Annotated in this window: 19 protein-coding genes; 12 read left to right on the forward strand and 7 right to left on the reverse strand. The window is 66.8% G+C overall.

Annotated elements, in window-relative coordinates:
* Nucleotides 1–193 precede the first annotated feature (193 nt).
* From U1708_RS02075 to ku, 3 genes are all read right to left on the reverse strand, one after another.
* Nucleotides 194–2,644, reverse strand: a complete 2,451-nt coding sequence (locus U1708_RS02075) for a circularly permuted type 2 ATP-grasp protein (protein WP_332742219.1) — start codon at nucleotides 2,642–2,644, stop codon at nucleotides 194–196.
* Nucleotides 2,645–2,929: 285 nt separating this feature from the next.
* Nucleotides 2,930–5,455 (reverse strand): DNA ligase D, encoded by a 2,526-nt coding sequence (ligD, locus tag U1708_RS02080; protein ID WP_332742221.1) that lies wholly within the window; start codon nucleotides 5,453–5,455, stop codon nucleotides 2,930–2,932.
* Between the two features lie 112 nt (nucleotides 5,456–5,567).
* Nucleotides 5,568–6,434 (reverse strand): non-homologous end joining protein Ku, encoded by an 867-nt coding sequence (ku, locus tag U1708_RS02085; protein ID WP_332742223.1) that lies wholly within the window; start codon nucleotides 6,432–6,434, stop codon nucleotides 5,568–5,570.
* A 110-nt stretch (nucleotides 6,435–6,544) separates the two neighbouring features.
* Here ku and pdxH point away from each other — a divergent pair, with 110 nt between their 5' ends.
* The 3 genes from pdxH to U1708_RS02100 are packed head-to-tail and all read left to right on the forward strand — an operon-like array spanning nucleotide 6,545 to nucleotide 8,855.
* Nucleotides 6,545–7,123: a pyridoxamine 5'-phosphate oxidase gene (gene pdxH / locus U1708_RS02090; RefSeq protein WP_332742225.1), complete on the forward strand. Its 579-nt coding sequence runs from the start codon at nucleotides 6,545–6,547 to the stop codon at nucleotides 7,121–7,123.
* A complete protein-coding gene (locus tag U1708_RS02095; protein WP_332742227.1) occupies nucleotides 7,120–8,067 on the forward strand; it encodes a cation diffusion facilitator family transporter in 948 nt (315 codons plus the stop codon). The genes pdxH and U1708_RS02095 overlap by 4 nt, the downstream gene beginning before the upstream one ends.
* Nucleotides 8,064–8,855, forward strand: coding sequence for a PhzF family phenazine biosynthesis protein (locus U1708_RS02100; protein WP_332742229.1), 792 nt, complete (start codon nucleotides 8,064–8,066; stop codon nucleotides 8,853–8,855). Before U1708_RS02095 ends, U1708_RS02100 begins: the two co-directional genes overlap by 4 nt.
* An 85-nt stretch (nucleotides 8,856–8,940) precedes the next feature.
* On the opposite strand, the gene U1708_RS02105 is transcribed toward U1708_RS02100, so the two are convergent.
* Nucleotides 8,941–9,189 carry a UvrB/UvrC motif-containing protein gene (locus tag U1708_RS02105; RefSeq protein WP_055881551.1) on the reverse strand — a complete coding sequence of 83 codons (249 nt, stop codon included), beginning with the start codon at nucleotides 9,187–9,189 and terminating at the stop codon, nucleotides 8,941–8,943.
* Between the two features lie 36 nt (nucleotides 9,190–9,225).
* Nucleotides 9,226–10,347, reverse strand: coding sequence for a tRNA 2-thiouridine(34) synthase MnmA (gene mnmA / locus U1708_RS02110; protein ID WP_332742231.1), 1,122 nt, complete (start codon nucleotides 10,345–10,347; stop codon nucleotides 9,226–9,228).
* 195 nt (nucleotides 10,348–10,542) lie between these two features.
* On the opposite strand from mnmA, the gene U1708_RS02115 reads away from it, so the two are divergent.
* From U1708_RS02115 to U1708_RS02125, 3 genes are all read left to right on the forward strand, one after another.
* Nucleotides 10,543–10,770, forward strand: a complete 228-nt coding sequence (locus U1708_RS02115; protein WP_332742233.1) for a hypothetical protein — start codon at nucleotides 10,543–10,545, stop codon at nucleotides 10,768–10,770.
* Nucleotides 10,771–10,873: 103 nt separating this feature from the next.
* Nucleotides 10,874–11,173, forward strand: coding sequence for a CtrA inhibitor SciP (sciP, locus tag U1708_RS02120; RefSeq protein WP_332742235.1), 300 nt, complete (start codon nucleotides 10,874–10,876; stop codon nucleotides 11,171–11,173).
* A gap of 93 nt (nucleotides 11,174–11,266) precedes the next feature.
* Nucleotides 11,267–11,524, forward strand: coding sequence for a GlsB/YeaQ/YmgE family stress response membrane protein (locus U1708_RS02125; protein ID WP_332742237.1), 258 nt, complete (start codon nucleotides 11,267–11,269; stop codon nucleotides 11,522–11,524).
* Nucleotides 11,525–11,740: 216 nt separating this feature from the next.
* Here U1708_RS02125 and U1708_RS02130 read toward each other — a convergent pair whose 3' ends face one another.
* The gene (locus U1708_RS02130) at nucleotides 11,741–12,481 is read right to left on the reverse strand and encodes an SIMPL domain-containing protein (protein WP_332742239.1); all 741 of its coding nucleotides are present in this window, start codon (nucleotides 12,479–12,481) and stop codon (nucleotides 11,741–11,743) included.
* 207 nt (nucleotides 12,482–12,688) lie between these two features.
* Here U1708_RS02130 and U1708_RS02135 point away from each other — a divergent pair, with 207 nt between their 5' ends.
* The 3 genes from U1708_RS02135 (at nucleotide 12,689) to U1708_RS02145 (ending at nucleotide 18,458) form a co-directional block, all read left to right on the forward strand.
* Nucleotides 12,689–13,867 (forward strand): efflux RND transporter periplasmic adaptor subunit, encoded by a 1,179-nt coding sequence (locus U1708_RS02135; RefSeq protein ID WP_443029907.1) that lies wholly within the window; start codon nucleotides 12,689–12,691, stop codon nucleotides 13,865–13,867.
* Nucleotides 13,868–13,871: 4 nt separating this feature from the next.
* Nucleotides 13,872–17,102 carry an efflux RND transporter permease subunit gene (locus U1708_RS02140; protein WP_332742241.1) on the forward strand — a complete coding sequence of 1,077 codons (3,231 nt, stop codon included), beginning with the start codon at nucleotides 13,872–13,874 and terminating at the stop codon, nucleotides 17,100–17,102.
* Between the two features lie 87 nt (nucleotides 17,103–17,189).
* Nucleotides 17,190–18,458: a DUF445 domain-containing protein gene (locus tag U1708_RS02145; RefSeq protein ID WP_187504565.1), complete on the forward strand. Its 1,269-nt coding sequence runs from the start codon at nucleotides 17,190–17,192 to the stop codon at nucleotides 18,456–18,458.
* A gap of 281 nt (nucleotides 18,459–18,739) precedes the next feature.
* Here the strand turns inward: U1708_RS02145 and U1708_RS02150 are convergent, their stop codons facing one another.
* Complete coding sequence (locus tag U1708_RS02150; RefSeq protein WP_332742246.1) at nucleotides 18,740–19,462, reverse strand: HAD family hydrolase; 723 nt, start codon at nucleotides 19,460–19,462, stop codon at nucleotides 18,740–18,742.
* A gap of 62 nt (nucleotides 19,463–19,524) precedes the next feature.
* On the opposite strand from U1708_RS02150, the gene U1708_RS02155 reads away from it, so the two are divergent.
* The 3 genes from U1708_RS02155 to U1708_RS02165 are packed head-to-tail and all read left to right on the forward strand — an operon-like array spanning nucleotide 19,525 to nucleotide 22,507.
* On the forward strand, nucleotides 19,525–20,634 hold the full coding sequence (locus tag U1708_RS02155; protein WP_332742248.1) for an ABC transporter permease: 1,110 nt from the start codon (nucleotides 19,525–19,527) through the stop codon (nucleotides 20,632–20,634).
* The gene (locus U1708_RS02160) at nucleotides 20,634–21,542 is read left to right on the forward strand and encodes an ABC transporter ATP-binding protein (protein WP_332742250.1); all 909 of its coding nucleotides are present in this window, start codon (nucleotides 20,634–20,636) and stop codon (nucleotides 21,540–21,542) included. The genes U1708_RS02155 and U1708_RS02160 overlap by 1 nt, the downstream gene beginning before the upstream one ends.
* Complete coding sequence (locus U1708_RS02165) at nucleotides 21,542–22,507, forward strand: MlaD family protein (RefSeq protein WP_332742253.1); 966 nt, start codon at nucleotides 21,542–21,544, stop codon at nucleotides 22,505–22,507. Before U1708_RS02160 ends, U1708_RS02165 begins: the two co-directional genes overlap by 1 nt.

Below are 22,507 nucleotides of genomic sequence, written 5' to 3' on the forward strand. Positions count from 1 at the left end.
GGCGGGGGGGGGGGGCGTTCGCCCCCCCCCCCCCCCGGGGGGGCGCGGGCCGCGGCGGGGCGCCCCCCGCCGCGGGGGGGGGGTGGGGGGGGGGGGCCCCCCCGTTCCGGGCGGAGCACTGCTTGGCAGCCCCTCTCCCCGACCCTCTCCCCGGAGGGGAGAGGGAGTTCGGTCGCCCTCATCGCGCCGCTCCTCACGCCAACGTCAGCCCACTGGTCCGCAGCGGCTCCGCACCCTGCAGGAAATACCGCCGCGCCAGCGCGTCCGACACCGCCCCCAAGCGCCGCTCGATATCTCCCAGCGTCTCCGCATCCAGCTCCGCGGCGGTCGCGGTCATCACGATCGCCTGCAACCCGGTCGCCTGCGCCTGTTGCGGCTCCGCCATCTCGTCGTCGCTCAGCACAGGCAGCTCCGCTAACCGCGCCGCGATCCGCTCCGCCGAAAACGCCAACGAACGCGGGTTGCCTGGATCGAGCGCCACGAGATCCATCACCGGCACGCGTGCGATCCCGGTCGGATAACGCTGCCGATAACTGATCTGGCTGTCGGCAAGGTCGAGCAGCACGGACAGGTCGTCCGGCGACGCCCCCGGCATTCCGAACAGCCGGATCGCTCGCGCCATCGCCATCGCCCGCTCGACCCGCCGCCCGAGATCATGAAACCGCCACGCCGCGGTCCGGCCCATATGCTCCGCCGACAGCCCCGCAATCGCAGCATAGCGCCGTTGCAGCGACCCGGCGCGCTCCAGCATCCCGCGGTGGGTCGGGAAGGGCGCTTCGAGCAATCGCACCATGTCCGCCGACAACCGATCGCGCGACCCTTCGCCGATCTCGCGTGCGTGGCGGTTGAGCGTCAGGATCGACTGCCACGCCCCGTCCTCCATCGCGGTGCGTGCGAACGCGGTCAGGTCGGCGCGGCGCAGCGACGGCGGATGCGGTGCGCTGCCGGCGCCGACGATCAGCCCGACCAGCTTGCCGACGGTGGTGGGCGACAGCACCGCGCCCCCATCGACGTCGATCGAGTTGCCGAGCATCACGCGGATCGCGCCGAGCAGAGCCTCGCCCCGCTCCAGATAGCGGCCGAGCCAGTAGAAATTGTCGGCCACCCGGCTCGGCAACGTCCCCGGATTGCGGCGTACGTGGAGAGAATCCGGCGCGGTCAGCAGCGAGACGGGCGCGACCGGCTCGGCGCCGTAGATGCACACGTCGGCGGACCAGATGCCTTCCCCCATCACCGCCGCGCGCGCGTCGGGGTGCTCGCCGATCCGCGCGAAACCGCCGGGAAGGACGGTCCATTCGCCGTCGCCGTTACGCGCCGCGAAGACGCGCAGGGTGAAGGGGCGGGGGACCAGCGCGTCGCCGACGACGACCGGCATCGTCGAGAGCTGGACGAGTTCCTGCCCGACATAATCCTGCGGCCTGTTCGCCATGTCGGCGAGCAGGCGCGTCCGGTCTTCGCCGGTGATGTCGACGCCAGCGACCGGCCCGCCGGTCATGCCGAGCGGTCGGGCATGGAACGCCGGGCCGATCAGCAGGCGATCGAAATTCGCCTCGACCTGCGCCCGTGCGCCGTTCTGCCCGCACCACCACGTCGCGATGTTGGGGAGGCGCAACTCCTCGCCGAGCAATGACCGCGCCAGCTGCGGCAGGAACGCCGAAAACGCAGGCGCCTCCAGCACCGCCGAGCCCGGCGCGTTCGACAGTACGACGTTGCCGGCGGCATAGGCGTCGATCAGCCCGGGCACGCCGATCTGCGAATGCGTATCGAACGCCAGCGGATCGAGCAGGCGCGGGTCGAGCCGCCGCCACAGCGCATCAATCCGCTTGAGGCCACCGATCGTGCGGACATACACCTTGTCCTCGAGCGCGGCGAGATCGGCGCCCTCGACGAGCAACAACCCCAGATAGCGCGCGAGGTGTGCCTGTTCGGGATAGCTTGGGTTGAACCGGCCGGGGGTAAGCAAGCCGATCCGCGGGTCGCTGCGCTTGCACAGCGCTGCGATTCCGGCGCGGAAGGCGGCAAAGAACGGCGCGTGCCGCTGGACGTTCAATCGATCCTGCAACCCGCCAAGGGTACGGCTGACCGCGATCCGGTTCTCCAGCGCGTAGCCGGCGCCGGCGGGTGCGCGCAGATGATCGGCGAGCACGCGCCACTCGCCGGTCGGCCCGCGGCCAAGGTCGATCGCGATGAAATCGAGATGGCGGCCGCCGGGCGGGGCGAGCCCGACCATCGGCCGCAGGAAGAACGGACTGCCGGTGACCAGCGCGGCGGGGATGTGGCCGTCGGCGACCAGCTTTCCCTCGCCGTACAGGTCGGCGATCACGGTCTCCATCAGCGTCGCGCGCTGGATCACGCCGCGCTCGATGTCCGCCCATTCGCCGGCTTCGATCAGCAAGGGCACGGGAGAGACGGGCCAGGGGCGCTCGTCGGGTTCGTCGGCGATGCGGAAGCCGGTGCCGATGTCGACCGCATGCCGCTGGACGCGTTCGCGCGCGTGGCCGAGGTCGTCGGACGCGACCGTCGCAAGCTCGGCGAACATCGCGGCCCAGGCGGGATCGGCACTGCCGTCCTCGGCCGGGCAGAGCACGTCGGCACTGGTGCTGCGCGCGCAATAGTCTGCGATCCAGCGCTCGGCATGGATCATCGCGTCGAAAAGGGGCGCGGTTTGCGTCGCCGTGTCCAATGCCTCAAGCCCCCGAATACAGGCCGCGGTGTTTCACCTTTCGACGCGGCGGTGCAACATAAATTGTCGTGTGTGCGCCGTGTTAGTGAGGGGGAACCGTCGCCTGCACAAAAAGCTCCACCCCGGCGAAGGCCGGGGCCCAATTGGGGGACGTTGCTGATTGAGGGCATCGCTACGTTACGACCACCTTTCCAATTGGGCCCCGGCCTTCGCCGGGGTGGTGGTGATTGGGGAGGGAGGGCAAGCTCACAAATCCGGCAGCACCTGATCCGCTACACCCCAACCCGCCAACGCTCGCGACCCGGCCCGCGCGATCAACTCGGGCCCGTCCTTCACACCCCAGCGCGCCGCCGTCTCGATATCCCGCAACTCGGTCCACGACACCGGTGCCGCCACCGGCGCCCCCGCTCTCGCGCGTGCCGAATACGGCATCACCGCGGTCGCGCCGCGCTGGTTGCGCAGCCAGTCGATGAAGATCCGCCCCTTGCGCTTGGCCTTCGCCATCGTCGCGACGAAGCGCTCGGGCTCCGCCCCCGCCATCGCCCGCGCGAACCGGTCCGCGAAGTCCTTCACCGCGGGCCATTCGGCGTCAGGCGTGAGCGGCACGACGACATGCACACCCTTGCCTCCCGACAGCATCGGGAAGCTGACCAGCCCGAGTTCGGCCAACTGGTTCTTCAGATGCTCGGCGGCCTTCTTGGTGTCGCTGAAGTCGAGCCCCTCGTCGGGGTCGAGATCGAACACCAGACGGTCGGGCTTTTCGAGCGTCGCGTTCGACGATCCCCAGCCGTGGAACTCGATCGTCCCCATCTGCACGCACGCGACCAGTCCGTCCGCGTCGTCGACATACAGATAGTCTTCGGTCGAGCCGTCCTTCTCGCGGATCGGCACCTGGTGGACCGCGTCGCCGAAGCTGCCGGCGTCGTGTTTCTGGAAGAAGCACGCGCGCGAGCGGCCCTGGGGGCAGCGGACGAGGCTGATCGGGCGGTCGGCGGCGAACGGCAACATGATGCCCGAGACCGCCACGTAATAATCGGCCAGATCGCCCTTGGTGACGTGCGATTTGTCGAAAATCACGCGGTCGCGGCTGCTGACCTTTATGCTTGTCGCGGGCGCTGCGCTCTCTTCCACGTCCGGCAGCGGGGCAGGGGTCTCGGCGACGACGTCCTTTGCCGCCTTGTCCTCGCGCAGGCCGATGAAGCTCGAATGGCGCAGCACGCCGTCGGGGGTGACTTCGGCGAACGCGACCTCGGCGACAAGTTTCGGCGTCACCCATTTCGCACCGCGGACCGCTGCCTTGGGCGCCTCGACCGTCGGCGTCTTGCGGTCGAGCGCGTCGAGTTTGTCGCGGATTTCGTCCATCAGCGCCTGGTCGAACCCGGTGCCGACTTTCCCCGCATACCTGAAGCCTTTGCCCTCGCGGACGCCGAGCAGCAGCGACTTGAACCCGCGCTTCTTGTCGGACGGCAGCCAGCCGACGATCACGAACTCCTGGCGGTGCGTGCATTTGACCTTGAGCCATGCCTTGGTCCGCTTGCCGGCATAGGGCGCGTCGGCGCGTTTCGAGACGATGCCTTCGAGGCCCTCGCGGCACATCGTCTCGAACAATTGCTCGCCCGCACCGATCACGTGGTCGGAATAGCGGAGGCGATCTTCGTCCTCGGGGATCAGCGGTTGCAGGCGTGCCTTGCGGTCGAGGTTGGAGAGTCCGGTCAGGTCTTCGCCGTCGAGGGCGAGCAGGTCGAACGCGAACAGCGTCATGTCGCCGCCAGTGGAGATGGCGTCCTTCAGGGTCGAAAAGTCGGGGTGGCCGTCCTTGAACGCGACGATCTCGCCGTCGATCAGCGCGGATTTTGCCGGGAGCTTGCCGGCGGCTTCGGCGATCCCGGCGAACTTGGTAGTCCAGTCGAGGCCGGTGCGGGTGAAGACTTTCGCCTTGCCGTTGGCGACGGAAATCAGCGCGCGGTAGCCGTCGTATTTTACTTCGTGGAGCCACGCGGAGCCGGTGGGTACGGCGTCGACGAGGGTGCAGAGTTGGAGGTCCGTGAATTCCTCCCCGGCACGGGGAGGGGGACCGCCGCGTGCTTGCGCGGTGGTGGAGGGGGGCTTGCCGCTGACGAGGCCTTTACGGCTAGCGGTACTTTTGCGGCCCGCCCCCTCCACCAGCTTCGCTGGTCCCCCTCCCCGTGCCGGGGAGGATTTTCCCTCTTCGATCTCGACCATCGTCCGACCCGTCGAGACGCTCGTCAGGGCTTTCTCGACCAGCGTATCCGTCCCGCCAGTCTCCGCATCGTCGATCTTGCGCAACAGCCAGTTTTCGCGCTTCTCCTTCGCGCGGGGTTTCAGGCGGATCAGCAGCCATTCGCCTTTCATCCGCTCGCCATCGAGGACGAAGTGGAGGTGGCCCTTGTCGAGATCCTTGGCGGACTTGCCCTTGATCGGCGACCATGTGCCACGGTCCCACAGCATCACCGTGCCGCCGCCATATTCTGACGGAGGGATCGTGCCTTCGAAGGTGGCGTAGCTGAGCGGGTGGTCCTCGGTGCGGACCGCGAGGCGTTTTTCGTTGGGGTCGAGGCTGGGGCCTCGGGTTACGGCCCAGCTTTTGAGGACGCCGTCGATCTCCAGGCGGAAGTCCCAGTGGAGGCGGGTGGCGTCATGCTTCTGAACCATGAACGAATTGCCGTTGCCCGGGGCTAAAGTGCCAGCGGGTTCGGCGGTCTTGGTGAAGTTCCGCTTGGAATTATAGAGGGCGAGGGGATCGTCGACCATCTTTCACCCCTCCCTGGAAGGGAGGGGCCGAGGGTGGGTCGGCCGGTTGGCGGGCGAGACGCTGGTCCGGTGGGCGACCCACCCCCAACCCCTCCCTTCCAGGAAGGGGAGTTTAGGCACGCTTCTTCGCCGGCGTGCGTTTCGCAGGCGCCTTCTTCGCCGGCGTTTTCTCCTCCGCAGCCTTGGCCGGCTCCTTCGCTGCCATCGACTTCTTCAACGCCGCCATCAGGTCGACGACGTTCGAGCCCGTCTTCGTCCCCGTGTCCTTGTCCTCGATGATCTTCTTCCCGTTCGCCTTGCGCTTGCGTTCGATCAGGTCCTTCAACGCATCGACGTAGCGATCGTGGAATTCCTGCGGGTGGAAGTCGGCGCTGCGCTTCTCGATCAGGGCTTCGGCGAGTTCGAGCAGTTCCTCCGACGGCTTGTCGTCGGGTATTTCGCGAAAATAGCCTTGCGCCTTGTGCACCTCGTCGGCGTAGCGGAGCGTCTCCAGCACCATGCCGCGCCCGCACGGCTTAAGGCTCACGACATATTCGCGGCCGCGCATCGCGAGCTGGCCCAAGCCGACCTTCTTCGTCCGCTTCAACGCCTCACGCAGCACGATGAACGCTTCCTCCGCGAGGTCGTCGGCGGGCACCACGAAGTATGGCTTCTCGTAATAGAGCACGTCGATCTCGCTCGCGTCGACGAACTGGGTCAGCTCCAGCGTCTTCTTCGATTCGAGCTTCACCGCATCGATCTCGTCCTGCTCCAGCAGCACGTATTCGCCCTTCGAGACCTCATAGCCCTTCATGATCTCGTCGGCATCGACCGGGCCCACGCCGGTGACGACCTTGTCGTAATGGATCGGCTGGCCGGACGGCTCGTGGATCTGTTTGAACGACACCGCCGCGCCGGACTTGGTCGCGGAATAAATCTCGACCGGGATCGAGACCAAGGCCAGCCGGATCTGCCCCTGCCAATACGCGCGCGCTGCCACCTTGCGTGTTCCTTCGTTGCGGAAACGATTCGATTACCTGGATCAATCCTCGGCGAGGTAGAGTCGTTCCAAAGTTTCGTTCCGGGCCAAATCCGGCTATGGCGCGCGGCATGTCAGACGATCCCTTCACGCTGTTCGATAGCTGGTACGCCGAAGCCAAGGAGTCCGAGCCGAACGACCCGAACGCGGTCGCGCTCGCGACGGCCGATGCCGAGGGGCGGCCTTCGGTTCGGATGGTGTTGTTGAAGGGCCATGGGCCGGACGGTTTCGTGATCTACACCAACCGCGAAAGCCGGAAGGCGGGCGATCTCGGCGCCAATCCGCACGGTGCGCTGCTGTTCCACTGGAAGTCGCTGCGTCGGCAGGTCCGGATCGAGGGTCCGGTGACGCTGGCCACCGATGCCGAGTCGGACGCCTATTTCGCCTCGCGCGGTCGTGATTCGCGGATCGGCGCCTGGGCGTCGGAACAGTCGCGCCCGCTCGACAGTCGAGAGACGTTCGAACGTCGCGTCGCAGAGATGACCGCGAAGTTCGAGGGTCAGGACGTGCCGCGCCCGCCGCATTGGGGTGGCTACCGGATCGTACCGACTCAAATCGAGTTCTGGCAGGATCGCGCGCATCGTCTCCACGAGCGTCGGCTGTTCACACGCCGGGACGGCGACTGGAGCGAGGGGCTGCTGTTCCCATGACGCAGGACGAACGCCGCAAGTTCATCCCGTTGGCGACGCGCGCGGCGCTCGCCAGCGTTGCGATGGCGTGTTTCCTGCTGTTGCTGAAGGGCTTTGCAGCATGGTCGACGGGTTCGGTGGCCATGCTCGGGTCGCTCGCCGATACCGCGCTCGACCTGCTCGCATCGCTGGTCACGCTGTACGGCGTGCGGCTGGCGGCGACGCCGGCGGATCACGACCACCGGTTCGGGCACGGCAAGGCGGAGGCGCTCGCCGCGTTGTTCCAGGTCATGCTCATCACCGCGTCGGCGGTGGGTATCGCTTGGCGCGCGATCCTGGCGTTCAGCGATCCGCAGCCGACCACCGGCGCGGAGTTCGGCATCGGCGTGTCGATCATCGCGATCGTCGCGACGGTGTTCCTGCTCGCCTATCAGCGCAATATCATCCGCCAGACGGGATCGGTCGCGATCCTCGCGGACAACGTCCATTATCAATCGGACGTGCTGCTCAACGGATCGGTGATCGTCGCGCTGGTGCTCGATCAATATGTCGGGTGGAGCGGCGCGGATCCGATCTTCGGCATCGTCATCGCGCTGTGGCTGGCATGGGGTGCCTTTCAGGCATCGTCGAACGCGATCGACCAGTTGATGGACAAGGAATGGCCGGAGGATCTGCGGTCGCAGTTCCTCGACGTCGCCGCGCGCCAGCCCGGCATCCGCGGCATCCACGATTTTCGCACGCGCCGTTCGGGCAGCCACGATTTTGCGCAGTTCCACATGGAGGTCGCGCGCGACCTGACGGTGGCCAACGCGCACGACATCGTCGAGGCGGTCGAGCGAAACTTGCGTACCGCGTTCCCCAAGGTCGAGGTGCTGATCCATCTCGATCCAGAAGGGCATGTCGACACCGACAATCCGCTGGTCGAGGCGGATGTGACGCCGCATTGGTTTGGGAAACGCATATGAGAATACCGTTCGCGCAGATCGATGCGTTCGCCGACACTCCGTTCGGCGGCAACCAGGCGGCGGTGATGCCGCTTTCGGCGTGGCTCGACGACGCGGTGCTGCTGAACATCGCCCAGGAGAACAACCTGAGCGAGACGGCGTTCATCGTCGCGTCCGATGAGGAAGGCGTGGATTTCGACCTGCGCTGGTTCACGCCGGGGGCGGAGGTTGCGCTGTGCGGCCATGCGACGCTGGCGAGCGGGCATTTCGTGCTGTCGTCGGACACCGCGCTCAACCGGGTGCGGTTCCGGACGCGGCAGGCGGGGATGCTGGAGGTCGCGCGGGCGGACAGCGGGTACACCCTCGAACTGCCGGCGTGGGGTCCGAGCCCGAAGGCGATGCCGGAGATCGTCGCGGCGTTGAACATCGCCGAGCCAGTCGAGACGTTGTGGCACGAGAAGGGCTATGCGCTGGTGGTCGTCGACGACGAGGCGATTGTCCGGGACCTGAAGCCAAACTTCGTCGCGCTGGCGAAATTCCCGATCGTGGCGATCGTCGCGGCGCGGGGGGCGGCTACGGATATCGTCAGCCGGGTGTTCACGCCCTATTATGCGATCGACGAGGATCCGGTGACGGGGTCGGCGCATGCTGTGATGGTGCCGTATTGGGCGCCGACCCTTGGGAGCAGCTTCACGGCGTATCAGGCGAGCGCGCGGGGCGGGAAACTGACGTGTCGTCTCGAGGGAGATCGAGTCGTGTTGGGGGGCGCGTGCGTGACGACAATCGAGGGGACTTTCCTGCTGCCTTGATTGGGAAGGGCAGCGCGCGGGGTGCTCGCGGGCCGATCCGTTACTCTCTTCACCCCTCCCTGGAAGGGAGGGGGGCTAAGAAGTGCTACCGCTTCCGCCCCTTGGTCATCGGATCGGGCTTTTTTGGCTTCACCCAGCCCGGTGGCGGGGTCATGCGTTGCTGGCTCGTCCCGAGGCCCATCGCGCCGGGCTGTTGCCGCGTTAATCCGGCTGTGTCCGCGACCTCGCCACCGCCTCGCAACACGCTGATTTGGTCGCGCAGTCGACCCGCGGTCTCGAAGTCCATCGCGGCGGCGGCGGCTTCCATCTGGCGGCGTAGGTCTTCGATATCCATGCCGCCCCAACGCACCAGACCCGCAAAGGGCACGCGTCAGGCGGCTACGAGTGCCGCCTCGGTGTCCGCGATCCAGCCGCCGCCGAGCACCCGCTCGCCCGCATACAGCACCGCCGCCTGGCCCGGCGCGACGCCATATTCGGGCGCATCGAACACCACGCGGTCGCCGACCAGACGGGCAGGGACTGGCTTGGCCATCGACCGAACCTTGGCCGTCAGCGGCCCGGTGAAATCGCCGCCGAGCCAGTTGATATCGGTCATCCGTGCCGCCTCGACCGCGAGCGCGCGGCGGGGGCCGACGACGACCCGCTTCGTCTCGGGTTCGACACGGACGACGTAGAGCGGCTCTGGGCTGCCCCCGATCTCCAGTCCGCGGCGCTGGCCGACGGTGAAGTGGATCAGTCCGCGGTGCTCGCCCAGCTTCGCGCCGCCGAGATCGACGATGTCGCCTGCCGTCTCCGCGGCCTCGGGGCGCAGTTTCTTGACGAGCCCTGCATAATCGCCATCGGGGACGAAACAGATGTCCTGGCTGTCCGGCTTGGCCGCGACGCCGAGCCCCAGTTCGGCGGCGATCTCCCGGACGCGGGCCTTCGGCAGGCCACCCAAGGGAAAGCGCAGGTAATCGAGTTGCGCCTGCGTGGTCGCGAACAGGAAATAGCTCTGGTCGCGTGCGGGATCGGCGCCGCGATGGAGTTCGGCACCGTTTGCACCCTCGACCCGGCGGACATAATGGCCGGTCGCGAGGCAATCCGCGCCGAGATCGCGCGCGAGCTTCAGCAGGTCGGTGAACTTCGGCCCCATGTTGCACTGGACGCAGGGGATCGGCGTGCGGCCGGCGAGATATTCGTCGGCGAACTTGTCGACGACCTGCTCGCGGAAGCTGGTCTCGTGGTCGAACACGTAATGCGCGATCCCGAGTCGGTCGCATACCGCGCGGGCGTCGCGGATGTCGCGACCGGCGCAGCACGAGCCTGCGCGGCCGACCGCCTCGCCGTGATCGTAGAGCTGCAACGTCACGCCGATCGTCTCGGCGCCGGTGGCATGCGCGAGCGCGGCGACGACCGAACTGTCGACTCCGCCCGACATCGCCACGACGATGCGCTTTCCGGCCATGCCCGTACCGGCGCTGGCCCCGAGCTGAAAATCGGTCTGATCCATGCGGCGCTACATAAGCGCGGAGGCACCACGTTGCAAAAAGATGCGTCGATTAACCTCGATCAGGCCAAAGCGAGTGAAAAACGCGACCGAGGCAGGCCGGAATGTCAGAAATCGGCTGCTTCGCGACGGTTGCTTTACGCGGTCTTCATCCCCTTGGCGTAGACGGGGGTTTCCGAGAACGAAGCGAGTATCCCGTTGGACCTGAGTTTTCCCCGTTTCGATCGCGACACAGAGGTCACCGTTCTGCCGGGGGACCTGGCCGTCCTGATCGTCGGTATCGCCGCCCGACAGGCGGCGAGCCCGACAGCGGCGGTGCAGGCGGGATTCGCGCGCAGCACGATCGATCCGAAGCTGTTCGCGCCGCTCCACGGTGCGTTCAACGGGACGATGGCCGCCGCGTTGACCCGTTGGAAGGAGGAATGAAGATGCTGTTTACCGCAGCGTTTCAGCCGATCTTCAGGACCTGCGATTATGGGTCGAACGCGCATATCGAGAGGGGGCCACTCGCCCCGATCAGAGGTTTCAAATGATCGAGAGCCAGAAAACGCATCCCGGCAAGGTCATCGGGCCCTTGGGCGAACAACTGACTCTGGACAGCCTACCACCGCCGAGCACCACGCGCTGGGTCGTGCGGCGCAAGGCCGAAGTCGTCGCCGCGGTGAATGGCGGATTGCTGAGCGTCGACGATGTCTGCGCACGCTATGGCCTGACGGTCGAGGAATTCGCCGGGTGGCAGCGCGCGATCGATCGGTCGGGCATGCCCGGACTGCGAGTTACGCGGATTCAGCACTACAAGTCGTTGTACGAGCGCCAACAAAAGTATTGATCGGCAAAACTCAAAACGCGAGCGGAACAAAAAACGTCGCTCGCACGTCTTTCCGCCATCGCCCGGATACGGGTTCAACGGAGGGAAAATATCATGGGTCTCATTCTTTGGCTGATCATCGGCGGCGTCATCGGCTGGATTGCTAGCATGATCATGCGCACCGACGCGCAGCAGGGCATCTTCCTGAACATCGTCGTCGGCATCATCGGCGCATTCATCGGTGGCCTGATCCTGTCGGGTGGCTCGATCAACAACGCACCGCTCACGTTGACCTCGTTCATCGTGTCGCTGCTGGGTGCGATCATCCTGCTCGCGATCGTGAACCTCGTGCGTCGCGGTAGCGTCCGCTAAGAGTTCGCTTCGTCACGCGAAGTCGAAGAAGGGCCGTCCGGGCAACCGGGCGGCCCTTTTTTTCGTGTGTAGGGTTTGAACGAAGCCCGAGGGTCCCCCCCTCCCTGGAAGGGAGGGGTCGGGGGTGGGTCGGGTTCCATGTGTTCAAACGGTCGCGGCATGAGCGAGCCTACCCACCCCCGGCCCCTCCCTTCCAGGGAGGGGAGCAGTCGGAGGTCAGTTCAGCAGGAAACGTACCGACAGCGTCACCGTCACGTCTTTCTCACCCGGTGCGATCTGCGTGCTGTCCTTGGCCATTGCCCCGCGCGCCATCATGAACATCGGCTGTGGCGAACCGCCCGCATCCTGGCCCGATTCGGCGATCGAGACGATCCGCGACACGCGCAGCCCCGCCGCCTTGGCGTAGAGATCCGCGCGACGCTTGGCCTGTGCGATCGCATCGGTCCGTGCCTCGTCGAGCGCCGCGTCGGGCTTGTCGAGCGACAGGTTCGGCCCGTCGATCTGGTTCGCACCCTGCGCCACCAGCGCATCCAGGATCGTCCCCGACTTCGCGACGTCGCGGAAGCGGATCGAGACGGTGTTGGTCGCCTGATAGCCGGTGATCACCGGTGGCTGGTTCTCGGCATAGCGATATTGCGGCGCAAGCTGGACGTTCGAGGTGGCGACGTCGCGCGGCGCGACGCCTGCACGCTTGAGCGCCGCGAGAACCTTCGCCATCCGCTGCGCATTTTCGGTGAGCGCGGCCGCGGCGGTCGGCGACTGCGACACGACACCAGCGCGAATCGTCGCGAGATCCGGAACGCGTGTCGTGCGCCCCTCCGCGGTCACGTCCAGTACGGTCCCGGCGGCGGGCACCATCGGCTCGACGGTCGTCGGCGCGGCCTGGGCGTTGGCAGCGACGGCGGGCAAGCCGATCGCCACGGTGGCGAGGGCGCTCAGGAACGATGCTGTCTTCATTGTTTGTCTCCGGTAGGTCACGGCCTGCCTTTCGTCCTGCACAGGTCAACGCAAGCTGAACGGCATTGCGGATAGATCGGAATCGAAGCATGTCTGCGCGCCGCAATGGCCAAAGGGCTTGAGCGCGGTGACCTATTCAGATAACACAGCGTGCGAATGGCGAAGCGGGTCGAGACAAGACCGGTCGGAATTGGGATTGTGACGCGCATGGATTACGAGACGAAGATGATCGGTAGCGAGAGCGAAGACCAGCTGGCGTTGCCGGACTATAGCGCGCCGTCACATCGCCGCCGCAATGTCATCATCGCCGTGATCCTGGTGCTGGCGATCGCGGTGGCGGTTTATGCCTTCCAGTCCGGCAAGAAGGACGTCGCGGCCGCGACGCCCGGCGCGCAATTGCCGACCGTGTCGGTGGTCGTGCCGGGCCGGCAGGCGGTCGACCGGACGATCTCCGCGACGGGCACGCTGGCGGCGCGACGCGAGATGCCGGTCGGCGTCGCGGGCGAGGGCGGGATGATCACGCGCGTGCTGGTCGAACCCGGCACTTGGGTTTCGGCGGGCCAGGTCCTCGCGACGGTCGATCGCTCGGTCCAGAACGAGACCGCGGCGTCGCTTGCCGCCTCGGTCAGCGTCGCGCGCTCGGACGAGACGATCGCGCAGGCCGAACTCGATCGTGCCAAGCAGCTCGTCGACCGCGGCTTCATCTCGAAGGCCGATCTGCAGCGCAAGGCGGCGACCCGCGATGCCGCGGCGGCGCGCGTGAAGGTGGCGCAGGCGACGCTCGGCGAGGCACGCGCACGCAACGGCCGGCTCGATATCCGCGCCCCTGCCGCCGGTCTGGTCCTGACCCGCGGCGTCGAGGCCGGACAGATCGTCGGGCCATCGGCGGGCGTGCTGTTCCGCATGGCGATGGGCGGCCAGATGGAGATGCGCGCGCAGTTGAGCGAAGCCGATCTCACCGGGCTTCACGTCGGCGCACGCGCGACCGTCGTGCCGGTCGGCACCACGCAGGGCTATCCCGGCGAAGTATGGCAGGTCTCGCCCGTGATCGATCCGCAGACCCGCCAGGGCATCGCGCGCATCGCGGTCAAATACGATCCCGCCCTGCGCCCCGGCGGGTTCGCCGCGGCGACCATCGTCGGCGGCGTGACGCAGGCGCCTTTGCTTCCCGACTCCGCGCTGCAGAGCGACGAGAAGGGCAATTACGTCTATATCGTCGGCCCGGGCGACAAGATCGTCCGGCGCAACGTGAAGATCGGCCAGGTCTCCGATGCAGGCGTGACGATCATCGGCGGCCTCGACGGTTCGGAGCGGGTCGTACAGTCCGCAGGCGGCTTCCTCGCCCCCGGGCAGACGGTCAAGCCGATCACCAAGAAGGCGAGCTGAGCCCATGAACTTCCGCAACATCTCGGCCTGGTCGATCCGCAACCCGGTTCCGCCGATCGTCCTGTTCCTGGCCCTGATGCTTGCGGGCGTCGTCAGCTTCATGCGGATGGACGTCAACCGCGATCCCGACATCGATTTCCCGATCGCGATCGTCGTCGTCAACCAGCCGGGCGCGGCGCCGACCGAGATGGAGACGCAGGTCACGCAGCGCGTCGAGGCGGCGGTGCGTTCGCTCCAGGGCATCGACGAGATCAACTCGACCGTCACCGAAGGCAATTCGGAAACGGTGATCCAGCTCACCATCGGTACCCCGATCGACCGCGCGGTGAACGACGTGCGCGATGCGATCGCGCAGATCCGCAGCGACCTGCCCGACGGCATCCTCGAGCCGCAGGTCTACCGCGCGAACACCAGCGGCAACGACGTCGCGAGCTTCGCGGCGATCACCACCGACATGACCGTCGAACAGCTTTCCTGGTACATCGACGACACCGTCACCAAGGAATTGCTGTCGATCCCCGGCATGGCGACGATCAGCCGCAACGGCGGCGTCAGCCGCGAGATTCGCGTCATCCTCGATCCGCTCAAGCTCCAGAGCCAGGGGCTGACCGCAAGCCAGGTCAATCTGCAGTTGCGTCAGGTCAATCTGAACGCGGCGGGCGGGCGCGCCGAAATCGCCGGGTCCGAGCAGTCGATCCGCGTGCTCGGCAACGCGCGCAACGCGAGCGATCTCGGCCAGACGCAGATCAACGTGGGCAATGGCCGCACCGTGCGCTTGGCGGACATCGCGCAGGTTCGCGATCTCTATGCCGAGCAGCGCAGCCGTGCGACGGTCGATGGTCGCCAGGCGATCACCTTCGATTTCCAGCGTGCCAAGGGCGCGTCCGACGTCACAGTCTATCATCAGGCCGTCGACAAGCTGCGCGCGCTCGAAAAGCGCAATCCGTCGGTCAAGTTCGTCCAGCGCTACACCACCACCGAGTATACCGAAGCGCAGTATGAAAGCGCGATCCATGCGATGATCGAGGGCGCGATCCTCGCCGTCATCGTCGTCTTCATCTTCCTGCGCGACTGGCGTGCGACCGCAATTTCCGCGCTGGCGATCCCGCTGTCGGCGATCCCCGCCTTCTGGTTCATGGACCTGCTCGGCTTCGACCTGAACGGTATGACTTTGCTCGCGCTCAGCCTGGTCGCGGGTGTGCTGGTCGATGACGCGATCGTCGAGATCGAGAACATCGTCCGACACATGCGCATGGGCAAGTCCGCCTATCAGGCATCGATCGACGCCGCGGACGAGATCGGTCTCGCCGTGCTGGCGACGACGATGGCGATCGTCGCGGTGTTCATGCCGGTCGCGCTGATGCCGGGTATCGCAGGGCAGTTCTTCAAGAACTTCGGCCTGACGGTGGTCGCGGCCGTGCTGATGAGCCTCGCGGTCGCGCGGCTCGTGACGCCGATGATCGCGGCGTATTTCCTCAAGTCGTTCGGTCATGCCAGCCACGGCGAGGGCAAGATCATGGACTGGTACGTCCGCACGCTCCACTGGACGCTCGACAGCCGCAAGGCCGCGGCATGGCGCGCGCGCGGCGGCATCCGCAAGATGTTCAACCGCGTGATGGATCACCGGATGTGGGCGATCGGCGCGGGCGTGGTCGCCTTCGCGCTGACGCTGTTCATGTTCACCGTCATCCCCTCGCAGTTCCAGCCGACCCGCGACGAGGATGATTCGACCGCACAGATCGAGATGGTGCCCGGCACCACGCTGGCGCAGACCGATGCGGTGGTGGCGCGGGTCGGCGAGATCCTCAGCCAGCAACCCGAAGTCGCCACCGTCTATGCCCGCACGCGGGTCGGCAGCGGGATCGTGACCGCGAACCTGCGTCCCGATCGCAAGGAGAAGTCGGTCGATTTCGAGCGCCGGCTCGCACCGCAGATGACCGCGATCCCCGATGCCCGCGTGTCGTTCCGCTCGCAGTCGGGCTGGGGCGGCAGCGGGCGCGACGTGACGATCGTCCTCGGCGGCAGCGATCCCGCCAAGCTGCAAGAGGCGGCGGACAAGATCGTCGCCGAGATGGGTTCGCTCAAGTCGCTGACGGCACCGCGCGTTTCGGGCGGCATGCAGCGCCCGGAAATCGTCATCCGTCCCCGCTTCGATCTCGCCGCCAATCTCGGCGTGACCACCCAAGCGCTGTCGTCGGCGATCCGGATCGCGACGCTTGGCGATATCGACCAGAACTCGGCGCGCTTCTCGCTGTCCGATCGCCAGATCCCAATCCGCGTCGCGCTCGATCAGTCGGCGCGGACCAGCCTGTCGACGATCCAGAACCTGCCCGTGTCGACCGCGTCGGGCGGCTCGGTGCCGCTCAATCTGGTCGCGGATATCGGTCTCGGCTCGGGTCCGACCAAGATCGACCGGGTCAACCAGCAGCGCCAGATCACGCTCGGCGCCGATCTCGCGCCCGGCGTCGTGATCTCGAACGCGATGAAGCAGGTCCACGCGCTGCCCGCGATGAAAAACCTGCCGGTCGGCGTCAGCGAACTCACGCTCGGCCAGAGCAAGTGGCAGGCGGAGATGATCACCAACTTCATCACCGCGGTGATCGCGGGCACGTTCCTCGTGTTCGCGGTGCTGGTGCTGCTGTACCGCCGCGTGCTGCCGCCGTTCGTCAACATGGGGTCGTTGCTGCTCGCGCCGCTCGGCGGTCTGCTCGCGTTGTGGGCGACCGGACAGCCGCTGTCGCTGCCGGTGTATATCGGCCTGCTGATGCTGCTCGGCATCGTCGCCAAGAACTCGATCCTACTGATCGACTTTGCGCTGGACGAGATGAGCAAGGGCGTCGACGCCTTCACCGCGATCATCGATGCCGGGCACAAGCGCGCGCAGCCGATCGTGATGACCACGGTCGCGATGGTCGCCGGCATGGTGCCGACCGCGATGTCGCTCAGCGGCGATTCGTCGTCGCGCGCGCCGATGGGCACGGTCGTGATCGGCGGTCTCGCGCTGTCGACGCTGCTGACCCTGCTGATCATCCCCGCGGCGTTCAGCCTGGCGGTCGGGATCGAGCGCTATGTCGGGCCACGGCTGAGCCGCCGCCTGCTCACCTATCGTCCGGGCGACAATGGCGACGACGTGATCGGTATCGCCGGGCCCAATCCGGGGCCGTTGCTCGGCCCGGCGACGGGCAAGCTCGGCCACGGTCGCGATCACGGTGACGGCACGCAACCCGCCGAGTGATCGACCTACGACACGCCCCTCTGCTCCCGGGCACCCGAACCGCCGCAACGGCGTGAACATTCGGGGCGCCCGGGGATTGTTACGGGCATGACGCTTTTACCCCGTATGCGCCCGGCCGGCGAAGCACCTCCACCGGCGCTCGTCCGCATGCGGATCGTCGCCACCGGCCTTCTCGTGCTCATGGCCGCGACGTTCTTCGCCAGCCGCGCGCTCGTTCCCGTCCACCCGGCGTTCGGGTTCGTCCGCGCGTTTGCCGAGGCGGCGATGGTCGGCGGTCTGGCGGACTGGTTCGCGGTCACTGCCTTGTTTCGCCATCCGCTCGGCCTGCCGATCCCCCACACTGCGATCGTGCCGCGCAACAAGGATCGGATCGGCGACACGCTCGCGCAGTTCCTCCGCGCCAACTTCCTGATTCCCGTCGTGATCGCGCGCCGCACGCGGCGGCTCGACGTGGCGGGGGCGATCGCCCGCTGGCTCACCGATCCGCCAGAGGGGGCAGGGGGCCGCTTCCGGCAGGGCGCGTCGAAGCTGGTCGCGCAAGTCCTGGAGGGGCTCGACCCGGCGCGGCTGGGCGGCATGGTCAAGGCCGGGATCGGTGCGCGCCTGCGGGAAACCGAAGTCTCGCCGATCCTGGGTCAGTTGCTCAAGGCGGCAATCGCCGAGCGCCGCCACGCGCCCCTGCTCGAAAGCGCGATCCGCTGGGCGGCCAAGACGCTGGCGGCGAACGATCATCTCGTCCGCGCGATGGTCCACGACAAGGCGGGCTCGATCCTGCGCTGGACCGGGCTCGACACCACCGTCGCGGACAAGCTCATCAGCGGCTTCGACAAGCTGCTCGCCGAGATGGCCGAGGACCCCGAGCATCCTTTGCGCCTGAAGGCGGAGGAGGGGCTCGATCGCCTCGCCTGGGATCTCCAATACGACCGCCGCATGCGCGAGCGGGTCGAGACGATGAAGAACGACCTGCTCGACAATCCGGCGATGCAGCGCTGGCTGGACGGTTTGTGGGAACAGGCGCGCGGAGCCCTGTTGGCGATCGCCCGCGACCCCGAGCGCGCGATGGCCGGCAAGCTCGGCGACATCCTCCGCCAGCTCGGCGAGACGTTGCAGCACGATCCGCGCATGTCGCGCACGATCAACCGCTTCGTGCGGAGGGCTGCAGTCGGTGCGGCGGCGGATTACGGCGACGGTATCGTCAAGCTGGTGTCCGAAACCGTGCGTAGCTGGGACGCGGACACGATCACCAGCCGCCTGGAAAACGCGGTCGGGCGGGACTTGCAGTATATCCGGGTGAACGGGACGATCGTCGGGGGACTCGTCGGGCTGGTGATCCACAGCGTGGACGTGCTGCTGTAGGATCGCGGCGGGGAGAGACGGTCGCGCTGCCTCCCTCTCCCACCGGGGAGAGGGAAGGAGGAGCCGTAGGCGACGGGAGGGTGAGGGGTGGTTGGAACGGGTGTTCCGTGCCTCACGCCCCTCACCCTCCCCCACGCAAGCGCGCGCGGGCCCCTCCCTCTCCCCGGAGGGGCGAGGGTAATTTTGGATTGTTTTGCCAGAAGATACCGTTACGGAGTTGTCTTGTGCGATCATCACGTCGCGACTGTCACCAGCGCCGGCGCTCTTCTCTCGGCCGAGCCCTACCGCTCCCAATCCGGCATGGGCCACTTCTTCGCCGTCGCCAGCAACCGCAGCGGCCCATGCGCATTCACCGCGAACGGCTCGTCCGCCCAGTCGAAGGTCGGCGCGTCCGATACATGGTCCGAATAGAAGCGGACATGCGCGTCCTCCCGCGCGATTCCCTCGCGGTCCATCCAGGCCTCGATCATCCGCAGTTTGGCCGGGCCGTAGCAATTCTCGCCTTCGATGCCGGCTAGCAGTACGCCGTCGCCGTCGCGCAGGCTCTCCGTTCCGATCACCGCGTCGAAGTCGAGCCGTCGCGCGATCGCCTCGACGTAGAAGCGGTAGGACGCGGTCGCCATCACGAGGCGGTAGCCGGCCGCACGGTCTGCTTCGATCTGGGCTCGGGCGCTGGCAAAAACGCCGTCGCGCAGGACTCGGTCGGCAAAGGCGTCGGCGGCGCGCCGTTCGTCGGCGGCAGACATGCGCTTGCCCAGCAACATGCGCTGCATCACGTATTTCAGCCGTCCCCGGCTGATCAGCTTGCCGACATAGCCGAGCGCGGCGACCCCTGCGAACGGGACCAATGCCAGGCGCCACGGGGAACCACCCCGGCGCGCGGTGTGGAGCAGAAACGGCGTCCAGGTCGGCGCGTGCGTGATGGTCTTGTCCATGTCGTAGATCGCGAGACGGACGGAGGGGGTGGCGCCGGTGGTGGGGGAAGCCGGTGAAGAAAGAGTCATCGTCGTGGCTTACGCCGCATTCATCTTGCCGATCCAGTCACTTTGCCGCAAAGGTGCCCCCGATGAGCGCGATGGCCGATTTCCAGCAGGACGGTGCCGATACCGGCACGCTTCGCTTTACCGGCGATCTGTCGCTCGCAAAGATCGGCAATTTGCCCGATCGGCTTGAGGCGATCGACGCGGCTTCGGTGAAGCGTGTCGACCTGAGTGGCGTCGACCGGATCGACACGATCGGCGCATGGGTCGTCCACCGGTTCGCGGCGCGCAACGACGCGACGATCGAGGGGCTCGACGAGAACGACCAGGCGCTGTTCGACCAGGTCGTCGCGTCCGATCAGCCGATCGCCGCCCGGCCTGTAAAGGTCAGCGCGCTCTCCCGCGTGGTCGGTGAGATCGGCGACGCGGTCGTGCTGTCGGGCAAGACGATGCTCGGCCTGCTCGGGTTTCTCGGCGCGACTACGATCGCGTTCGGCAGCGTCATCCGTCACCCGCAGCGCTTCCGGTTCAACGCCGTGGTCCAGCGGTTCGAGGTCGTCGGCGTCGCCGCGCTCGGCATCGTCGGGCTGATGAGCTTCCTGATCGGCATGGTCATCGCGCAGCAGGGCGCGGTCCAACTGCGTCAGTTCGGTGCCGAGGTCTTCACGATCAACCTCGTCGGCCGCCTGACGATCCGCGAGCTTGGCCTGCTGATGACCGCGATCATGGTCGCCGGTCGTTCGGGTTCGGCCTTCGCGGCACAGCTCGGCACGATGAAGCTCACCGAAGAGATCGACGCGATGCGGACGATCGGCGTCTCGCCGATGGAGGCGCTGGTGCTGCCCCGCGTGCTCGCCGCGATCGTGATGATGCCGCTGCTCGGCTTCTACGCGTCGATCATCGCGATCATCGGTGGCGGACTGCTATGCTGGGTCCAGTTGGGTATCCCGCCGGTGACGTTCATCGCGCGTATCCGCGAAGTCGTACCGATCACCGACCTGTATATCTCGTTGATCAAGGCGCCGGTGTTCGGCGCGATCATTGCGATCGCGGGCTGTTTCCAGGGCATGCAAGTCGAATCGGACGCGGAGCAGGTCGGCCTGCGCACCACCTCCGCGGTCGTCCAGGGCATCTTCCTGGTGATCGTCCTCGACGCATTCTTTGCGGTGTTCTTTACCTGGCTGGGTTGGGATTGATGGCCCGCAAGACGAACAACAAGACCGACGACTTCATCATCTCCGTGAAGGGGCTGAAGAACGCGTTCGGCGATTCGGTGGTGCACGAGGGGCTCGATCTCGACGTACGGCGCGGCGAGATCCTTGGCGTGGTCGGCGGCTCGGGGACGGGCAAGTCGGTGCTGATGCGCTCGATCATCGGCCTCCAGACGCCGGTCGCGGGCGAGGTCACGGTCTTCGGCGAGCCCAATATCGGCCGTGAAGAAACCGAGGCGACCGAGATCCGCAAGCGCTGGGGCGTGTTGTTCCAGGGCGGTGCGCTGTTCTCTACGCTGACGGTGGCCGAGAACGTCGAAGTGCCGTTGCGCGAGTTCTATCCGGATTTGTCGCCGGCGCTGCTCGCGGAGATCGCGTCGTACAAGGTGGTGATGACGGGCCTGCCTGCCGATGCCGCGAACAAGTTTCCCGCCGAGCTGTCGGGCGGCATGAAGAAGCGCGCCGGCTTGGCGCGGGCGCTGGCGCTCGATCCCGAACTGCTGTTCCTCGACGAGCCGACTGCCGGCCTCGATCCGATCGGTGCCGCCGCGTTCGACGGGCTGACCCAGTCGTTGCAGAAGACGCTCGGGCTGACGGTGTTTCTGATCACGCACGATCTCGATACACTGTATGCGATCTGCGACCGGGTTGCGGTGCTGGCCGACAAGAAGGTCATCGCGGTCGGTACGATCGACGAGCTGATCGCGCTCGATCACCCGTGGATCGAAGAATATTTCAAGGGGCCACGCGGCCGTGCCGCGGTCGCGACTCAGGAGGCGCACGAGCGCGCCGACGAGGAAGCAGCCCGACACCCTACTGAAGTCCAGTCCAAGCAGTCCGCGCCGGACGACGCCGACGCGACATACGCCGAGAAAGAAGCAAGGACGCGCTGATGGAAACCCGTTCGAACCACGTCCTAGTCGGCGCCGTCGTGCTGATCCTGCTGGCCCTGCTGGCGCTGTTCACCGTGTGGATCGCGCGGATCGGCGGCAAGGAAGAGAAGGAATACGACATCTTCTTCCGCCAGTCGGTCGACGGGCTCGCGCGGGGCTCTGCCGTGGTGTTCTCGGGCGTCCCGTCGGGTCAGGTGAAGACGATTTCGCTGTGGAAGAACGATCCGCAGTTCGTCCGCGTGCGGATCAGCGTCAACGACGAGACGCCGGTGCTGCAGGGTACGACCGCGTCGATCTCGGGCGTCGGCTTCACGGGCGTCAGCCAGATTTCGCTCGATGGCGCACGCAAGGGCGCGCCGGCGATCGGCTGCCCGGAGACGAAGACGCCGACCGAGTGCCCGTACGGCGTGCCGGTGATCCCGACCAAGCTTGGTGGCCTGGGCGCGATCCTGAACTCGGCGCCGCAGTTGCTTGAGCGCTTGTCGACGTTGACCGAGCGCCTGACCGGCTTGCTGACCGATCGTAACCAGGCATCGATCGCGGGTATTCTCGAGAACACCAACCGCCTGACCGACGCGCTTGCCGATCGTGGGCCCGAGATTGCCGCGACGCTCGCGCAGACGCGGGTTGCTATCCAGCAGGCGGGCGATGCCGCACAACAGTTCGGCGTACTGGCTCAGACGACCAACGGTGTCCTGTCCGAGGAGGTGAAGCCGGCGATGGCGAACCTGAACAAGGCGATCGTGTCGGCGCAGACCAGCGCGGAGACGCTCAACGCTGCGATCGGCGACGCGCGGCCGGGCTTGCAGGCATTCTCCAAGACGACGATCCCCGAGGCCAACCGCCTGGTCCGCGACCTTCGGACGACTGCGGCAGCGCTGTCGTCGGTCGCCGAGAAGGTCGACCAGCAGGGTGCGAGTTCGCTGATCGGGCAGCAGAAGCTCCCGGATTACAAGGGTAAGTGA

The sequence above is a fragment of the Sphingomonas arabinosi genome (genome assembly GCF_036663715.1).
Taxonomy (GTDB): domain Bacteria; phylum Pseudomonadota; class Alphaproteobacteria; order Sphingomonadales; family Sphingomonadaceae; genus Sphingomonas.

What these genes read in the sequence shown, in the direction of transcription:
- U1708_RS02075 (WP_332742219.1), bottom strand. Translation starts at nt 2,644, where the DNA reads ATGATCCATGCCGAGCGCTGGATCGCAGACTATTGCGCGCGCAGCACC.
- ligD (WP_332742221.1), bottom strand. Translation starts at nt 5,455, where the DNA reads ATGGTCGACGATCCCCTCGCCCTCTATAATTCCAAGCGGAACTTCACC.
- pdxH (WP_332742225.1), top strand. Translation starts at nt 6,545, where the DNA reads ATGTCAGACGATCCCTTCACGCTGTTCGATAGCTGGTACGCCGAAGCC.
- U1708_RS02095 (WP_332742227.1), top strand. Translation starts at nt 7,120, where the DNA reads ATGACGCAGGACGAACGCCGCAAGTTCATCCCGTTGGCGACGCGCGCG.
- U1708_RS02100 (WP_332742229.1), top strand. Translation starts at nt 8,064, where the DNA reads ATGAGAATACCGTTCGCGCAGATCGATGCGTTCGCCGACACTCCGTTC.
- U1708_RS02105 (WP_055881551.1), bottom strand. Translation starts at nt 9,189, where the DNA reads ATGGATATCGAAGACCTACGCCGCCAGATGGAAGCCGCCGCCGCCGCG.
- mnmA (WP_332742231.1), bottom strand. Translation starts at nt 10,347, where the DNA reads ATGGATCAGACCGATTTTCAGCTCGGGGCCAGCGCCGGTACGGGCATG.
- sciP (WP_332742235.1), top strand. Translation starts at nt 10,874, where the DNA reads ATGATCGAGAGCCAGAAAACGCATCCCGGCAAGGTCATCGGGCCCTTG.
- U1708_RS02125 (WP_332742237.1), top strand. Translation starts at nt 11,267, where the DNA reads ATGGGTCTCATTCTTTGGCTGATCATCGGCGGCGTCATCGGCTGGATT.
- U1708_RS02130 (WP_332742239.1), bottom strand. Translation starts at nt 12,481, where the DNA reads ATGAAGACAGCATCGTTCCTGAGCGCCCTCGCCACCGTGGCGATCGGC.
- U1708_RS02135 (WP_443029907.1), top strand. Translation starts at nt 12,689, where the DNA reads ATGGATTACGAGACGAAGATGATCGGTAGCGAGAGCGAAGACCAGCTG.
- U1708_RS02140 (WP_332742241.1), top strand. Translation starts at nt 13,872, where the DNA reads ATGAACTTCCGCAACATCTCGGCCTGGTCGATCCGCAACCCGGTTCCG.
- U1708_RS02145 (WP_187504565.1), top strand. Translation starts at nt 17,190, where the DNA reads ATGACGCTTTTACCCCGTATGCGCCCGGCCGGCGAAGCACCTCCACCG.
- U1708_RS02150 (WP_332742246.1), bottom strand. Translation starts at nt 19,462, where the DNA reads ATGACTCTTTCTTCACCGGCTTCCCCCACCACCGGCGCCACCCCCTCC.
- U1708_RS02155 (WP_332742248.1), top strand. Translation starts at nt 19,525, where the DNA reads ATGAGCGCGATGGCCGATTTCCAGCAGGACGGTGCCGATACCGGCACG.
- U1708_RS02160 (WP_332742250.1), top strand. Translation starts at nt 20,634, where the DNA reads ATGGCCCGCAAGACGAACAACAAGACCGACGACTTCATCATCTCCGTG.
- U1708_RS02165 (WP_332742253.1), top strand. Translation starts at nt 21,542, where the DNA reads ATGGAAACCCGTTCGAACCACGTCCTAGTCGGCGCCGTCGTGCTGATC.